Source organism: Desulfonatronospira sp. MSAO_Bac3 (genome assembly GCF_003838035.1).
GTDB classification, from domain to species: domain Bacteria; phylum Desulfobacterota; class Desulfovibrionia; order Desulfovibrionales; family Desulfonatronovibrionaceae; genus Desulfonatronospira; species Desulfonatronospira thiodismutans.
Genome location: NZ_QYZY01000270.1, coordinates 1 through 1,096, shown reverse-complemented (window position 1 = coordinate 1,096; position 1,096 = coordinate 1). Strand labels below are relative to the sequence as shown.

General features: G+C 54.9%; 1 protein-coding gene. It reads left to right on the top strand.

Annotated elements, in window-relative coordinates:
• Positions 1–76 precede the first annotated feature (76 nt).
• A partial coding sequence (gene lpxK / locus D5S03_RS09195; RefSeq protein WP_287043625.1) for a tetraacyldisaccharide 4'-kinase occupies positions 77–1,096 on the top strand: 1,020 nt, incomplete at its 3' end.

The window sequence follows — 1,096 nt, the reverse complement described above, 5'->3', positions numbered from 1 at the left end:
AGACTTGAGGTTTGCCTTCAGGGTTTAAGGTTCTGTTCCGGCTGGAGTGCATCATTAAGCAGAAAGGGGGCTGGGGTTGCCGGATTGGTTGCCAGGATCGGGCCTGCTGAAAAAAGCTGGCGGCAAGGCCCTGCATGCGGCGTCTCGTATATATGCCCGGGCCATGCTCCTCAGGCAGCACTATCTGCTCAAGCGGGCCTGGACTGCGCCGGTGCCGGTGGTGTCGGTGGGCAACATCAGCATGGGAGGCACTGGCAAAACGCCGGTCTGCGCCTATCTTTTGAAAAAACTGAGCGCCTGGGGTCAAAGACCGGTTCTTCTTAGCAGGGGGTACAAGGCCAGGCCGCCGCATTACCCGCATGTGGTACATCCCCTGGATGATCCCGACTGCTGCGGAGATGAGCCCCTGATGCTTGCGCAAATACCCGGACGCTTGCGGGTGGTGGTTGATCCCAGCCGCAAAAGGGCTGCCGGGTGGGCTTTGAGGCATTTAAGCCCCAGTGTTTTTGTTCTTGATGACGGATTTCAGCACCTGCGACTGCACCGGGACCTGGACCTGGTGCTGTTGACCGCCCGGGATCTGCAGGAGGACTGGGACAGGGTCTTTCCTGGGGGCAGGTGGAGGGAGGGGGTGCAGGCCCTGAAGCGGGCGGATTTATTTTTGGTGAATACCCGGGATAAGTCTGTGGACGAGATGAAAAGCTTGGCTGATGGCAGGCTGAGAGACTTCAGGAAACCGTTGATTTTTTTCAGGATAAAGGTCAACTCCCTGCAAAGATTGGGAGACAAAATATCAACATATGATATTCAAAGCAGGCAGTACCTGCTTATATCCGCCGTAGCCGGGCCTGAAAAAATTTTTTCTTCAGCCTGGGATTTCCTGGGCTATCCGCCAGTAAAACACTTGATTTTCCCTGATCATCATCCCCTGGATCATAGAGCTGTTCAGGAGATTTTTCAATCGGCCCGCAAAACGGGGGTGCAGGACGTATTGTGCACCGCCAAGGATGCTGTTAAACTAAGGCCTCAGGCCGGCCTGAATTTCTGGATTTTGCAGACGGGGTTATTGTTTTCGGAAAACGGGGAGGAAACTCTT